This window comes from Brevibacillus nitrificans (genome assembly GCF_003710965.1).
GTDB classification, from domain to species: Bacteria; Bacillota; Bacilli; order Brevibacillales; family Brevibacillaceae; genus Brevibacillus; species Brevibacillus centrosporus.
Genome location: NZ_RHHU01000010.1, coordinates 1 through 14024, shown reverse-complemented (window position 1 = coordinate 14024; position 14024 = coordinate 1). Strand labels below are relative to the sequence as shown.

Annotated in this window: 14 protein-coding genes and 1 riboswitch; of the genes, 4 read left to right on the top strand and 10 right to left on the bottom strand. The window is 52.1% G+C overall.

The window, feature by feature from the left end:
* Positions 1-83 precede the first annotated feature (83 nt).
* Positions 84-1412 (top strand): helix-turn-helix domain-containing protein, encoded by a 1329-nt coding sequence (locus tag EDM59_RS13690; RefSeq protein WP_122924119.1) that lies wholly within the window; start codon positions 84-86, stop codon positions 1410-1412.
* Between the two features lie 71 nt (positions 1413-1483).
* Complete coding sequence (locus EDM59_RS13685) at positions 1484-1996, top strand: Crp/Fnr family transcriptional regulator (RefSeq protein WP_122924118.1); 513 nt, start codon at positions 1484-1486, stop codon at positions 1994-1996.
* Positions 1997-2031: 35 nt separating this feature from the next.
* Here the strand turns inward: EDM59_RS13685 and hmpA are convergent, their stop codons facing one another.
* The 9 genes from hmpA to EDM59_RS13640 all read right to left on the bottom strand — a co-directional run bounded on the left by hmpA (position 2032) and on the right by EDM59_RS13640 (position 11265).
* Entirely contained in the window at positions 2032-3240 is a 1209-nt protein-coding gene (gene hmpA, locus EDM59_RS13680) for an NO-inducible flavohemoprotein (RefSeq protein ID WP_122924117.1), read from the bottom strand.
* Positions 3241-3354: 114 nt separating this feature from the next.
* Positions 3355-4152: a methyltransferase domain-containing protein gene (locus EDM59_RS13675; protein ID WP_122924116.1), complete on the bottom strand. Its 798-nt coding sequence runs from the start codon at positions 4150-4152 to the stop codon at positions 3355-3357.
* Positions 4153-4260: 108 nt separating this feature from the next.
* Positions 4261-4623, bottom strand: coding sequence for a fluoride efflux transporter CrcB (crcB, locus tag EDM59_RS13670; protein WP_122924115.1), 363 nt, complete (start codon positions 4621-4623; stop codon positions 4261-4263).
* Positions 4624-4625: 2 nt separating this feature from the next.
* Positions 4626-5027 carry a fluoride efflux transporter CrcB gene (gene crcB, locus EDM59_RS13665; RefSeq protein WP_246011041.1) on the bottom strand — a complete coding sequence of 134 codons (402 nt, stop codon included), beginning with the start codon at positions 5025-5027 and terminating at the stop codon, positions 4626-4628.
* Positions 5028-5084: 57 nt separating this feature from the next.
* Positions 5085-5148, bottom strand: a riboswitch (Fluoride riboswitch).
* Between the two features lie 46 nt (positions 5149-5194).
* On the bottom strand, positions 5195-5707 hold the full coding sequence (mobB, locus tag EDM59_RS13660; RefSeq protein WP_122924114.1) for a molybdopterin-guanine dinucleotide biosynthesis protein B: 513 nt from the start codon (positions 5705-5707) through the stop codon (positions 5195-5197).
* Positions 5704-6975: a molybdopterin molybdotransferase MoeA gene (locus EDM59_RS13655; RefSeq protein ID WP_122924113.1), complete on the bottom strand. Its 1272-nt coding sequence runs from the start codon at positions 6973-6975 to the stop codon at positions 5704-5706. Before EDM59_RS13655 ends, mobB begins: the two co-directional genes overlap by 4 nt.
* Before the next feature lie 47 nt (positions 6976-7022).
* Positions 7023-9371 carry an FdhF/YdeP family oxidoreductase gene (locus tag EDM59_RS13650; protein WP_122924112.1) on the bottom strand — a complete coding sequence of 783 codons (2349 nt, stop codon included), beginning with the start codon at positions 9369-9371 and terminating at the stop codon, positions 7023-7025.
* 199 nt (positions 9372-9570) lie between these two features.
* Positions 9571-9936, bottom strand: coding sequence for a Na-translocating system protein MpsC family protein (locus EDM59_RS13645; RefSeq protein ID WP_122924111.1), 366 nt, complete (start codon positions 9934-9936; stop codon positions 9571-9573).
* A gap of 54 nt (positions 9937-9990) precedes the next feature.
* Positions 9991-11265: an L-lactate MFS transporter gene (locus EDM59_RS13640; RefSeq protein WP_122924110.1), complete on the bottom strand. Its 1275-nt coding sequence runs from the start codon at positions 11263-11265 to the stop codon at positions 9991-9993.
* A gap of 407 nt (positions 11266-11672) precedes the next feature.
* Between EDM59_RS13640 and fdhD the strand changes: the two genes are divergently transcribed.
* Both fdhD and EDM59_RS13630 read left to right on the top strand, forming a co-directional pair.
* Positions 11673-12476, top strand: a complete 804-nt coding sequence (gene fdhD / locus EDM59_RS13635) for a formate dehydrogenase accessory sulfurtransferase FdhD (protein WP_122924109.1) — start codon at positions 11673-11675, stop codon at positions 12474-12476.
* A 21-nt stretch (positions 12477-12497) separates the two neighbouring features.
* Positions 12498-13178, top strand: coding sequence for an HAD family hydrolase (locus EDM59_RS13630; RefSeq protein WP_122924108.1), 681 nt, complete (start codon positions 12498-12500; stop codon positions 13176-13178).
* Positions 13179-13203: 25 nt separating this feature from the next.
* On the opposite strand, the gene EDM59_RS13625 is transcribed toward EDM59_RS13630, so the two are convergent.
* Positions 13204-13827 (bottom strand): molybdenum cofactor guanylyltransferase, encoded by a 624-nt coding sequence (locus tag EDM59_RS13625; protein ID WP_122924107.1) that lies wholly within the window; start codon positions 13825-13827, stop codon positions 13204-13206.
* Between the last annotated feature and the right edge of the window lie 197 nt (positions 13828-14024).

The following is a 14024-nucleotide window of genomic DNA, read 5'->3' as shown; positions in this document are numbered from 1 at the left end:
TTTCGATATGGCTGTGACCGTATATTGACTTTAAGTTGACTGTATATAAAGATAACGTTAAATACGACTCCGGGGGATTCGGCATGAACTTCAAGCTGGCTGTCATTGGACACGCTTCGTCTGTGGAAGAAATCGAGGAAATCGTCAAACACAAGTTTACGAACATGGATGTGTTTAAAATTGAATGCAATGATGACGAGGATGTAGAACACGCCGTAGCGGAGTTGAAAAAAATCATCAATCAGTGTAACGGCATTCTGTACACGAGGAAAGAGCCCTACAAGCTTTTATCCAGCAGAATCGAGCACAATGTAACCGTGCGCTACGCCGATATCGATACGTCAACCTTTATCCATAGCCTCCTGCGGGCTTCCTTTCATTTCGGCGCTGATATTACGCGCGTCAGTGTGGATACGCTTGACTATGCTTCCATCATTCGTGCGTACCATTCCCTGGGCATCCCTACGGAGAGCGTCAGTCCGCAGATCGTCCCCATCGATACCAATTCCAGCCATTTTGTCCAAAGAGCGCAGGAAGAACATATCAAAAATGTGCAAAGCGGGCTCAGTGATGTCTGCACAACCAATATCCGTCAGGTCAGCGAATACCTCACGGAAAAAAACATCCCCTGCGTGCTGATTGCCCCCAGTGCAGAAACCTACATCTACGAAATACGCCGCATTCTTCTGAGCCATAAGCTCCGAAAGCTGAACGAAAACAACATCGCCTGTGTCAGTATCTCCGTCAGCCCCCGGGATAATTTTTACGTCTTCCATCACACGGTGCTGCAGGAGGTACTGGACCTAAACAAAATCGCGGAGACCATTGCCATCTTTGCCCAAAAGATCGACGGGGCCCTGATTACCCTCAGCAACATGGAATATATCCTGATGTGCAACAGCTCCAATCTGGAAATTACGACCGAAAACTTTGCGCGGCTCGATATTCTGACCAGCGTCTACACCAACACGGCACATGTACTCAGCATCGGGATCGGCTACGGGGATACTGCCAAGATTGCGAAGGCAAACGCAGTGGTAGGTATGCACCAAGCCAAAATGGAGGGAGGAAACAGAGCGTACGTCGTCTATAGCCCTGATGATATGTTCGGTCCGATCGAACCAAACGAGACAAACAACCGAAAACCGAACATCTTTGATTCCCAGCTGGAACAAATCGCCGAGACCTCGGGACTGAGTGTCAACACGGTTTTCAAAATCGATTGCTTGGTCAAACAAAAAAACAAACGGAATTTCACTTCCATCGAGCTTGCAAAAGAAATTGGCGTAAGTGTCAGAACGGCGAACAGAATCATCGTCAAGCTCGAGCAATGCGGCTATATCGTGGAAGTCGGCCGGCATGTCATCAGTGAAAGAGGGCGCCCCACCCGCGTTGTCAAAGTAGTGTTTTAGCCCAGTTTAACCCCCGCGATGTGCTAAAATAACAAAAGCATCATTTTTCCAGCACGAACGAGGTGAACGAAATGATTTTGCACAAAGGTGAGACCCTTTTTCGCCAAGGCGAATCTGGTCCGCTCTACCATCTCAAAAGCGGGATGCTGAAAATCAATCGCTTGCATGCTGACGGGGCCATTACCTTGGTCAACATCATCGTGCCTGGCGAAATCATCCCCCATCACTCGCTCATCAGTCCGAACCCGTATTACGGTACGGCGGTTGCTCTGGTCAGCTGTGAGATTGAAGTACTCGATGCGCCCAGCTGGTATCGGGAGCTTGAGGGCGATCACGTAAAATGCCGTGACATTGCCCTGCTGCTGCAGTCCAAGCTGCGGATGATGCAGCAGCGCATCGATCAGCTGTCCGAAGTCTCTCCAGCGGAAAGACTGCGCAAGCTTCAGCACTGGTTTCAAACGTTTGTGTCTGTCTCCTCGCTCTCAGAAGTGCTGACGCAGGATGAAATCGGTCAGCTCATCGGTCTGCGCCGTGAAACAGTCAATCGATTGCTGCGCGCACAAACAAATCGAGCTCGCGAATAGACGAGCTCGATCCCAAGTGGTTCTGATTCGATTTTCTACAGGCTTGCGGCAGGGCCGAAAAACTCGTAGTGCATACGGTCTGCGGAAATCCCCCGTTCGGTGAGTGCCTTCTTGACCGCACTCATGAACGGTACAGGACCACAGAAGTAGTAGCTGGCATTTTTCTCAGGAGCAACCTGCTCCAGCCACTCCGCATCCAGATACCCTTCCTTATGAAACGCCCCCGACGCGCGATCTTGCTCAGTCGGCTCGGAATAACACCAGTAGGCGGAAACTTGCGGATTGTCTTTCGCCAAACGCTCGACTTCTGCGCGCAAAGCATGCTTTTGACCATTTTGCGCCGCGTGGATAAACGTCACCGGACGCTCCTGATTTTCTGCCAAGGAAGCCAGCATGGAAAACATCGGTGTCAAGCCTACGCCTCCGCTGATGAGAACGACTGGCGCCTCCGATTGCTCCAGCGTAAAATCGCCTGCTGGTGCGGACAGCTGCAGCACATCCCCTTCTCTGATTCCCTCATGCAGGTAGGTCGATACGATTCCCGCCGGCTTTTCAGCATTCGCCTCTTCGCGCTTGACCGAGATCCGGTAGTACGGTCTCCCTGGTGCATCCGACAAGCTGTACTGGCGAATATGCGTATAGCGCTCTCCTGGAATCTCCAGCTTCACGCTGATGTATTGACCCGGCTCAAAGGTAGCCAGCGCCTGCCCATCCTGCGGTACCAGATAAAAAGACGTGATGACATCGCTCTCCTGTACCTTTTTCTCCACGATGAACGGACGGAAATCAGCCCAGCCCCCAACTTGCTCGCGGGATTGCTCGTACATTTCTGCTTCTATGCCGATGAAAGCATCTGCGATCACGCCGTACGCCTCTGCCCAAGCCCCGAGGATTTCATCAGTCGCCGCATTTCCCAGCACTTCCTTGATCGCAGCCAACAGGTTTTCCCCGACAATCGGATAATGCTCCGGCTTGATTCCCAGACTGCGGTGCTTGTGTCCGATCTGTTTGACGACAGGCAGGATTTCCGCCAGATTGTCGATGTGGACGGCGGCAGCGTAAACGGCATTCGCCAGTGCTGTCTGTTGACGACCTTGCTTTTGGTTTGCGTGATTGAAAATATGAAGCAGCTCTGGATGCTGCGTAAACATTCTTTCATAAAAACGTTTTGTGATCGCTGTCCCATGCACCTCAAGTACAGGTACAGTCGATTTGATTATTTGAATGGTTTTTTCGTTTAGCATCGTCTTTCCTCCCTATCAATCCATCAGGTATATCTTGATTGTAGAGAAAGAACGAGGGATCCTCTGTGATTTCAATCACAGGAAAACGAAACGATTTGTGACACGGGCGCATGCTTACTCCGAAATCGCCAAAAAGCTCATAAAGGGAAACAGGCCAAAGAACCGACCGTCCCGCACCCGCTGATGCGCTTCTTCCTTCAGGGCAGCTGCTGTCTGCCTGGTGATTCGTCCCAGATCAGCCAGCCGATCTGCACCTCGCTCGATGTAGTTCAACAGGTAGTCGGGATTTTTCCCTAGGTAGGGATGACTTGCCGACTCGATGGCGGTAAAGCCCGCCGCAGCTAGCATCGCTGGCAGCTGCCGCACGAGCCACGGATTTTGCGTGTTGTGTTTTTTCATGATTTCCACGCAAACCTGTACCGGATCATCCTCTCCGATGGCGACAGAGCGCATCGCATAATCACCGTCAAAAATGGCGATTTGGCCGCCTTTTTTCAGTACACGCTTCGCTTCCAGCAGAAAGTGCTCGGGAGATGGTACGTGGCCCAGCACGGTATGAAAGACGACGACATCAAAGCTCTGATCAGCAAACGGCAGCTCTCGCCCATCCCCAACGACAAACTCGACACGCTCCTGCTCACCTAGCTCGTTTGCTTTTTCGATAAAGATGGCGGAAGGATCGATTCCCGTCACTTTGCGCACACCCGGCCCTTGTGCCAGCAGCCGCGTAATGGCACCCGTCCCACAACCAACCTCGAGTATTTCCATGCCCTCCGACCAATTCAGACGAGACAAATACGAGGTCACGAGCGTGCGCATCTCCTGATCAGCAGCTCGCAGCTCCAGGCTTTCACTCAACTTCCTTTGAACACTCGGATCGACTTCCGCGATTTTTGCATAGGGATCTAGCATCAGTCAGCGCTCCTTCGCACAGCAGAGATTTTTTCTCTACATTCATTCGCGTACGAAGGGATAAAATCTTGCCTCACATGCAGATTTTCCCATCCCATCCGAGAACATTCATACGATTCTGCCGATGTACTGCCCGATCCAAACAAACAAAATGCTGAAGGTAACAGAAGTCACAACATAAATGACTGCCGGACGATTCTCTTTTCTTTGGAGCATTTGGATCGTCTCATAGGCAAACGTAGAGAACGTGGTAAACGCTCCGAGAAAACCGATGCCTACGAGTAGCCACATCCAGTCAGGTGCCATGTTTTTCACATGCAGGGCAGCAAGCAGTCCAAGCAAAAAGGAACCGCTGATATTGATTCCCCATGTGCCAAAAGGGAAGGAAGAATTTATTTTGCTCGTAACCCACTTCCCTAAAAGAAACCGCGTTACTGCGCCAAACATGCCTCCAATCGCCACTAGCCACATCGTTACATCTCTCCTTTCACCTGCTCGATTTGTCGTTCTTTTCTGGTCGCGACACGAGCGCCCAGCACAGCGCATGCAATCCCGCCAAACAAGCTCAGCAAAACGTAGAGCAGTGCGAGAAAAATGTGGTCGTGCTGGATTAACGTAATCGTTTCTAGAGAAAAGGAGGAAAACGTGGTAAACGCTCCAGTGAACCCAGTTCCGATGGCTAATTTCAGCCGTGGCTGTATCGCGATTCGCTGGGATGTTACGGTGAAGAACCAAGCCAAAAACATAGATCCTGATAAGTTGATGAGTAATGTGATCACCGGAAAGCCCTCATTTGTCGGGACGAGCAGCCCCAATCCATAGCGCAAGCACGCGCCTAATACGCCTCCCAGCATGACCGCAATCGCATTTCCCAAACCAAAAACCTCCCTTTTTTTACCAAAAATAAAGAAACTCCTACCAGGGATATCACATCTCTGGTAGGAGTCATTAGTCATTTTATTGACGGTTATGGCGAACTCCATCGCCTATTCACTTCTATAGACATTGTAGCCAAAGGGAAGTAAACGGTCAATAAACTTGTTTATTTTCCCGTTGGCTTCGCCATTTGCTGTTTCACGAACAAATGGATAGCCTGCGTATCGTCAATGGCAAATTCGGGCCATTTTGAAGCTGCGCCGCTCTCCCATGCGATGACTCCCACGATCCGGGTCAACGTGTCCAATAGCTCACGATCCTGCGGCTTTCGGATCAGCACGAGCTTTGGATACGCCTCTCGCTTGAAGCCTTCCACGAGAATCAGGTCTGCTCCTGCCTGTGTCAGTCTCTCCACCAGCTGCGGCAGCGGAGTAGGTCTTTGCTCAACGATCGCCGTCTTGGTCGCGGAGGTGATCGCCACAAGCGTTGCACCTGCCTCGCGATAACGCCACGTATCCTTGCCGGGCTGATCCACCTCAAAATCGTGCCCGCCATCGTGCTTGACTACCCCTACCCGCAGACCGGACTGTTCAAACAGGGGGATCAGCTTTGTCAGCAAGGTCGTTTTGCCGCTGTTCGAATAACCGACCAGCTGCAGTACATACGGTTGTTGTTTCACAGCCTCTTTCCCTCCCGTACCTTCCAGCTTGGCATCGCATGCGACAGGACTTCAACGAGATCGCCAGCCTGTTTGCCGCTGCCTCCTGCAGGAATGATAATAAAGCACTCGCTGTTCTTCAGCGTGCCGAGGTTGCCTGCTTTTTCATTGAAATCCGGCTGGGCGTACAAGACACCCTCCTCCTCGACCAGCCAGCCCCGCAAATAACGCGGATAGGGACAAGGCTTGGTGTAGGAAATCGCGAGCTTCGCCTGTATGGTACGCACGCGAACCTCCTGCCTACCGGAGAGCGATAGGATCGTCGGACGAACAAACAGTTCAAACCCGAGAAAGCACGCACCTGGGTTTCCCGACAAAGCGATGATCGGCTTGCCCTGCAGCATCAAGCTGGTCGTGGGACTTCCGGGACGCATGGCGATTCGATTGAACAACAGCTCCGCTTCCGGTTCATCCGTGAGTGCCGCCATCACATCGTAGTCCCCTACTGACACACCGCCGCTCGTCACAAGCACATCGACCAGCCTCAGATGCTCTGTCAGCGTTCCTTTGGCTACCTCCAGATCGTCCGGCATATTCGGAAACAAAAGAGGAATGCCGCCCGCCTCGGCAATCAAAGCGGACAGCATCAGCGTATTGCTGTTTCGGATTTTTCCAGGAATCAGCGGCTGATCGACATCCAGCAGCTCAACTCCTGTAGACAATAGACCGATCCGCGGCTTGCGGACGACCGGGACGTGCGCGTACCCAAAGGTCGCGAGAATAGCCATCGTTCCTGCATTGATGTTCTCTCCCTCATGCGCTATGATCGTCCCTTGCCTGATTTCTTCCCCGCGTCGGGACACGTTTTCACCAGGCTTCAATGACCGCCGGATGCCCACCTCCGCTGCAATGGCGGCCGGCTGCTGCGTCTGCTCGAACATGATGATGGCATCCGCTCCTGCCGGCAGCATCGCCCCTGTCATAATCCGGCTGGCACAGCCTTCTGCCAGTGCGACGGTTGGCACATCACCAGCCGCGATTGTCTCCACGACTTTCAACCGGACAGGCCGATCGGGGGAAGCAGCCACGGTATCGACGGCTCTCACGGCAAACCCATCCAATGGAGAACGGTCAAAGTGTGGCAAATCTTCCGTAGCATACATGTCACAAGCCAGCGTTCGACCGTATGCCTCACCGATATGCACCTCTTCACTTCCCTGCTTGCCGAGACGCTCCAGCAGTCTGTGCAGCGCATCCTCCACCGTTATCATTTGTCGCGAAAAGCGCATCGTCCTGTCCTCCTCTGGCCTCTACAGCCTCCTGCTGCATCTGTTGCTTAGCCGACGTTGACTTCCAGGTCCTCAATCGGTCTTTCTTTATACTTCAGATCTTTGTTTGCATGAAAGGTATCGGCCTTTTCGATTTTGACGGCTGTATTGTATTCCGGAATGCCCGCATACGTTTCATATACGCCTTTCGGAATCAACACATTCCCTTCCGGCCAGTGCACCTGCACATTGCCTCGTTTGGTCGCCTCGAACTTGGCGCGCCCTTGGAAGGTGCCATACTTATTATACACGACGATGCTCTCTCCTTCCGCAATTCGCAGCTCTTTGGCATCGTCAGCGTTGATCAGCACGTCGTAGCGATCCGCGTTGTTGAACGGGTCCTTGTTGCTGTAAATCATCGAGTTGAACTGCTTGCCCCGTCGAGTCGTCACGTAGAAATGACCCTCGGGCTTGTGCAGATTCGGGATCTCGATCGGAATCAGATTGGCGCGGCCATCTTCTGTCGGGAAGCTGCCAGCCTCGCATAGCCAAGCGCCCCCCCACTGGAAGACATCTCCCCGCTTGCTGAGGTGCTGGATGCCGTCGTAGTTCGGATTCGCCTTGGCGATCTCTGCCCGAATCTCCGCTGCGCTGCCGAAGTGCATCAGGTGCTTTTTCTCTGGATGGACACGCGCTGCGAGATCGACGTAAATTTCCCATTCGGAGCGCGCTTCTTCAATGCGCGGCCCTTCAATTTCAGCACTGAAGTAAACCATGCGCTCCGTACTGGTCGAAGTGCCCCCGCCCGGCTGCTCGTAGCGCGTCATCGCCGGCAGGACAATCACCTCTTCCTTGGCATCCACGAGCGTCGATGTATTGAAAATGATATCCTGATGCACCCGCAGCTCCACGCTCTCCAGGCATTTGCGCATAAAATCAGGATCTGGCATCGTCTCGAGGAAATTCCCTCCACTCGTATAGAACAAGCGTGTTTTCCGCTCGTGTCCATCAGGCAAGAGTGAATTTTCCAGCGTCACGCCGACAATGTCGCCTTGCCATTTGGGAATGGGAAAGCCCCACAGCTTTTCGATCCGCGTCCAGCTCTTCTCTTCAAAATCCCCGCCCGGCAGACTGAACGGGTCAGCCCCCATTTCCCCGGAGCCTTGTACACCGGAGTGACCGCGGATCGGCATCACACCGCAGTGCTTGCGTCCGATAAAGCCGCGCAAAACTGCCAGGTTGGCTACCTGCGAAATATTGTCGGTGCCAAACTTGTGCTGGGTCAGCCCCATGCTCCAGACGAATACGCCTGATTTGGAGTTCGCGAGCAGCACAGCGAACTCTTTCAAGCGATCACGGGTGAGACCGGACGATTTTTCAATCTCCTCCCACGACTGCTTCGCGATATGCTCCCTCAGCTGCTCGATACCATTGGCGTGTTCTTTGACAAAGGCATGGTTAATCGCTGAACCAGGCTTCTCCTTTTCCATCTCAAACCAATGCTTCATCACACCGTTCATGAACGCGATGTCTCCGCCGATGTTCACTTGGTAGAAATCATCGACGATTTTGGTTCCAAACAGCGCACTGTCAGGGACGGACGGAATCCAGTACTTCTCCATCGCTGGCTCTTTGTACGGATTGATCAGAATGATTTTGGTGCCCGCCTTTTTCGCCGCGTACATGTACTTCGTGGAGACCGGCTGGTTATTCGCCGGAACCGAGCCCCAGAAAACAAGGACGTCTGTGCCGATCCAATCCTGGTAATTGCAGCTGGATGCCCCGATGCCGAGCGTACGCTTCAAAGCGGTTTTACTCGGGGAATGGCAAATGCGGGAAGCGTTATCAATATTGTTCGTCCCGAGGAAGCGCGCCATTTTTGCCGCGGTATAGTACACTTCGTTCGTAATGCCGCGTGCGGTCAGGAAAAAAGCCAGCTGCTTGGGATTGATTCCTTTGATTTTATGTGCGATCCGGTTCAGGGCTTCGTTCCAGGTAATCCGGGTAAATTTGTTCTCGCCAGGCTTGCGCGACAGCGGAAACGGGATTCGCCCCAGCTTGCGCAGCTCCACGCTGGACAGCTTTTGCATAGCGCTCACGTCCTCCAGCCATTTCGTATCCATGGCAGGCATCGTATTGAGACGCAGCACGTTTAAACGGGTCGTGCACAGATGCGGCCCCGTCAATGTCTGGTCGTACAAACCGGAAACGCCGAGTGCACAGCCATCGCATACCCCTTGTGTCAAAATCCGATAGGCGTATCCGAGATTATCCCGGTTATCGTACATGACCTTCATCGTGTCGCGGATGTGATGCGGTTTTATTTTTCCCAGCCCCATCGGCATCAAGGACGCCCACAGTGACGGCTCCCATGATGTGTCCAGCTTGATGGGCCCGCTATGCTTGGTTTTGCCCATTTCCATTACTCCTCTCTTTTCCCTGCTCTCGTCTTCTCATTCAAGCAAAAAACCACCATAAACCGTCCCTTGTCCTGAGGAGAAGAGCGTGTTCACGGTGGTTGTCTAAGGCAGGTTCGCTACCTAGTCTCAACTGCGTGTTTGTTCGCGAAACCCGTTTCGTCTAAATCAGTGAACAGGGTCGCTGCTTCGTTTAGACTTACGGCTCGTTCTTACATTTTTTCTCAATGTCCTGATCGAACACAAAGATCGACATCCCGAAATCACGTTCAATATCAATGTCGACGAACAAATCGACGAGCTTGGCTCCCAAAAAGTTCTCCATGTCTACTGGCGTGTTCTTCCGGTACATCTCTTTGACCATTTCGGTCCGTGCAGCTCGCAACGTCTGCTTTCCCTCTTCGGAAGTGGCGATGAACTTTTCCACTGGCGACAGGTTGCCTTCCATTTCACAGATCGCCCAGTTCTTGCAAAACGTGGTGTTAATCTTGCTCGGTCCCTTACCCATGTGGCGCTTGCGGAAAGCTCTGACCAAATTGCTGAACTCTGCTTCGAACTTATTCATTTAGGAAACTCACCTTTACTTCTTTTCCATTCTCTACTACGACTTTACCATTGTTCAGCCAGCCAATTCAACAGAGTTTTCTCTTTGTTGGGCTTCTGCCTGCAATTTTTTGATATCAAGCCGGATAATCAGGGAAATAACCAGAGCCACGACAAACATAGCTGCGAAAATGCTCAATGTACCCGTGTAGCTCTGTGTGGTGTTGCGCACCCATGCGGCAAAGATCGGTCCTGCCAGACCAGCAGCTGCCCACGCCGTCAGGATGTAGCCGTGAATGGCACCGAGCTGCTTCGTGCCGAACAAGTCACCGATATAAGCTGGGATAGAGGCAAAACCTCCGCCGTAGCACGTCATGATGACGAACATCGCGATCATGAACAGAACAGGATTCGTCAGGTTTGGCAGGAGGAAGAACAAGACCATTTGGATCGCAAAGAACGCCGTGTACGTGTTTGGTCGGCCAATGAAATCCGACAGCGATGCCCAGCCGATGCGCCCTCCACCGTTGAACAGGCCGTTGAGCCCTACCATCAGGGCAGCTGTTCCTACCGACATCCCTACCATCTCCTGCGCCATCGGGGAGGCTACGGAGATGACCGCGATTCCGCAAGTCACGTTGATAAAGAGCATGAGCCACAGCCAGTAGAAACGGCGGGTCTTGATCGCTTCGTTGGCCGTCAGCTGGCACAGGTCCTTCTTGATTTGCTTTTTCCCTTCAGCCGCATTCGCCGAGAATCCTGCAGGGACCCAGCCTACTGGCGGTGGAGAGAGATACTGAGCAGAGGCGAACATGACGACGAAGTAAATAATTCCCAAAATGTAGAAGGTATTGGCGATGCCCACGCCTTCAATTAATGCGTTCATAATCGGGCTTGCAATCATCGAAGCAAAGCCGAAGCCCATAATGGCGAGACCTGTAGCAAGGCCGCGACGATCCGGAAACCATTTGACAAGGGTAGATACAGGTGTGATATAACCTACTCCAAGACCAATCCCTCCAAGAACGCCGTAGCATAAATAGAGGAGCGGCAGACTGCTTAGCTGGATAGCCAGACCAGATCCGATGATTCCGACACCAAAAAAGATGGAGGCGAGTGTACCTGCCTTGCGCGGGCCGTGCTTTTCTACGTAGTGGCCGAGAAAAGCAGCAGACAGCCCCAAGAAAAGAATGGCGATACTAAAGGTGAACTGGACATCTGTCAATCCCCACCCAAACTGCTTGGTGATCGGCTTCGTAAACACACTCCATGCATAAACGGAACCGATCGAAATGTGGATCCCAACCGCTGCTAGTGCAATCAACCAACGATTTTTCGCGTGTTGCCCCATGTGACACATCTCCTTTACGATGATAGATAATGGCCCGGCTACTAATCACCGGAGCTGCTTTCTAAAAAAAGAAAAACTGCTGTGCTCACCCACGCTCTGCTTTTCGCTGCATGCAAAAAGAGAGAATGTGGTGAAACACAGCAGTTAATCATCAGCAGGAACGCTACTTCAGCATCAACCAGCAAGTGTTCACTATTCAAATGAAAGCGAGGATCGAAATAAACCGGTGACAGGATCGCTATCCCGTGTCAATTCCGTTCTCGGATATACAAGAGTTGAAATCATGAAAATTTTGTGACAATACAAATCTCAAATAGTATACTACCATGTAAGCGCTCACTCTACAATATATTCCTCTAAAATAAACAATTTCACCCTATTGTTTTTTAGCAAAAAAGGAGGCCATCATGACAAAGCTCGAAAAGACGATCCACCGACCGGTGCTGAAAATTTCCCTCGATCGGCATGCGTGGGAAGAGGACGAGATCGTCACGGAATACCCGCTGACGCTCTTTTTAAACGACGAGGAGTTCGCCACCATCGTCTGTACCCCCGCTGATCTCGAGGAGATGGTCATCGGCTTTCTCGCAGCAGAGGGCGCCATCAAAAGCTTTGAGGAAATCAAGCAGCTCGTCATCGATGAGGCGCAGGGCTTTGCCTATGTCGATCTGCACAAGGAAACGATCCTCTCGCAAAGCTTTTATTCCAAGCGCAGGATCACATCCTGCTGCGGCAAAAGCCGGCAGTCTTTTTACTTTTTCAGTGACGCCCGTACCGCCAAGCCTGCAGAAGGTGCCATCTCCATCACCCCTGAGCAATGCATGCAGCTCATGCGCGAGCTGCAATCCTCGTCCGACATCCACCGCCAGACAGGTGGGGTTCATAACGCAGCACTATGCAGCGCCGATCAGGTTTTGCTCCAGTATTCCGATATCGGACGGCACAACGCACTGGACAAGATTTATGGAAAATGTCTGCAGGACCAGATCGAGACGAAGGACAAGGTATTGGTCTTTTCGGGGCGCATTTCCTCCGAGGTGCTGTTGAAGGCAGCCAAAATCGGCGCAGCGGTCATCCTGTCCAAATCTGCACCTACCGATCTCGCACTACAGCTGGCCGAGGAGCTGAACATCACGGCGGTCGGTTTTATCCGCCAAGACAAAATGAACGTCTACACCCACGCGCATCGAATTGAGGTTGCGGCGAATTAGGGCATGGAGGAGGAGCTTACCTTGTCTGTTCAAGCCATACTCTTTGATCTGGATGGAACCTTGTTGGATCGGGACTCGTCCTTGCTGTCCTTTATCCACAATCAATACGAACGTATCTCTGCGCTTCAAACTGTTGCGTGTGACGTACTCGTCAACCGATTTCTTGCGCTTGATCAGCACGGCTATGTCTGGAAAGACAAGGTGTACCAGCAGCTCATCGAAGAATTCTCCCTTTCAGACATAAATGGCGCCACTCTTCTGCAGGACTATCTCAGCCATTTTCCTCGGCATTGCGTGCCGTTTCCCAATCTGATACCTACCTTGACGCAAATCAAAGCGGCCGGTGTGAAGCTCGGGTTAATCTCAAATGGCTATGGTGATTTTCAATTCGCAAATCTCCAAGCGCTGTGTATCGATCACCTTTTTGACGAAATCCTCATTTCGGAATGGGAAGAGCTGCGCAAGCCCGATCCTGCCATTTTCCAGCGTGCTTTAAAGAAGCTCGGGGTAAAAGCGGATTCTGCTCTTTTTGTCGGGGATCATCCCGAAAATGATGTTCGAGCCAGCCGTGCCGTCGGAATGAAGGCCATCTGGAAACGAAACGAGCTGTTTGACCAGGAAGTCGAAGTCGAGGCAGACGCTTGCATAGACGATTTGAGTGAAATGCTCCGTTGGCTGCCTCCCAGTCCCAGGCAAGCATGATCTGCTAGGAAAGTGTCGGAGAAGGCTATCCGTCTTCTCTTTTTCTCTTTTTCTCCCAAGCGAGTGCGGTCTGATACTCCTCAGGCGTGTTAGCATTAAAGGCAGCCCATTCGTCGAGAAGATCTTCGGGAGTGGTATGTACGCGCAGCCTGTCGAGTGTGTGCATGACTCGGTATTGACCTTCGAGCAAGGCTTGCTCCCACATCGGCTGAGTCCTGCGGTGATACAAGGCACATAAAGGATGGAGCCTTCCGTTTTGCTTGACGGCCACGACATCCCAGTCTTTCCAGCCATTTGCGAACTGAATGAGCTTTTCCATCTGCCCTCGATCCATAAAAGGAAGATCACAGGACAAAAGGAGCAGCACGTCTTCCTCTGTTGCACGAAAGGCGGTCACGATGCCGCTGACGGGACCGGCTGACGGAACCAGATCGGGTGTGACTTGCACCTCGGATGACTCGATGCCTTCCCTTTGCAATCGCTCAGGCGTATTGGACACCACCAGGCACTCCAGCCCCAGCGCCCTCACTTCCTTGATCAGCACGCTTAGAATGGTTCCGTCTTTCCATCGCAGCAGTTCTTTTGGCGTTCCCATTCTGCTGCTTTGCCCGCCAGCGAGAATGACCGCTTTCATTGCTTTTCCTTGCATGTGCCCCTCCGTTCTCCTGCGTACAGGCGACGATCTTCCCACTACTTTTTCTTACATGGGTTCCTTTGTCAAGCATGCCCACTCCTGAAAATAGACAAAAGCCTGGGATTTCCCCAAGCTTTGTTTTATTGAAATCAGCTTTCCGTATAAAAGAGAGGTTAATTGTCGTCCTCTTCTTCTTCTTCGTCTTCTTCGTC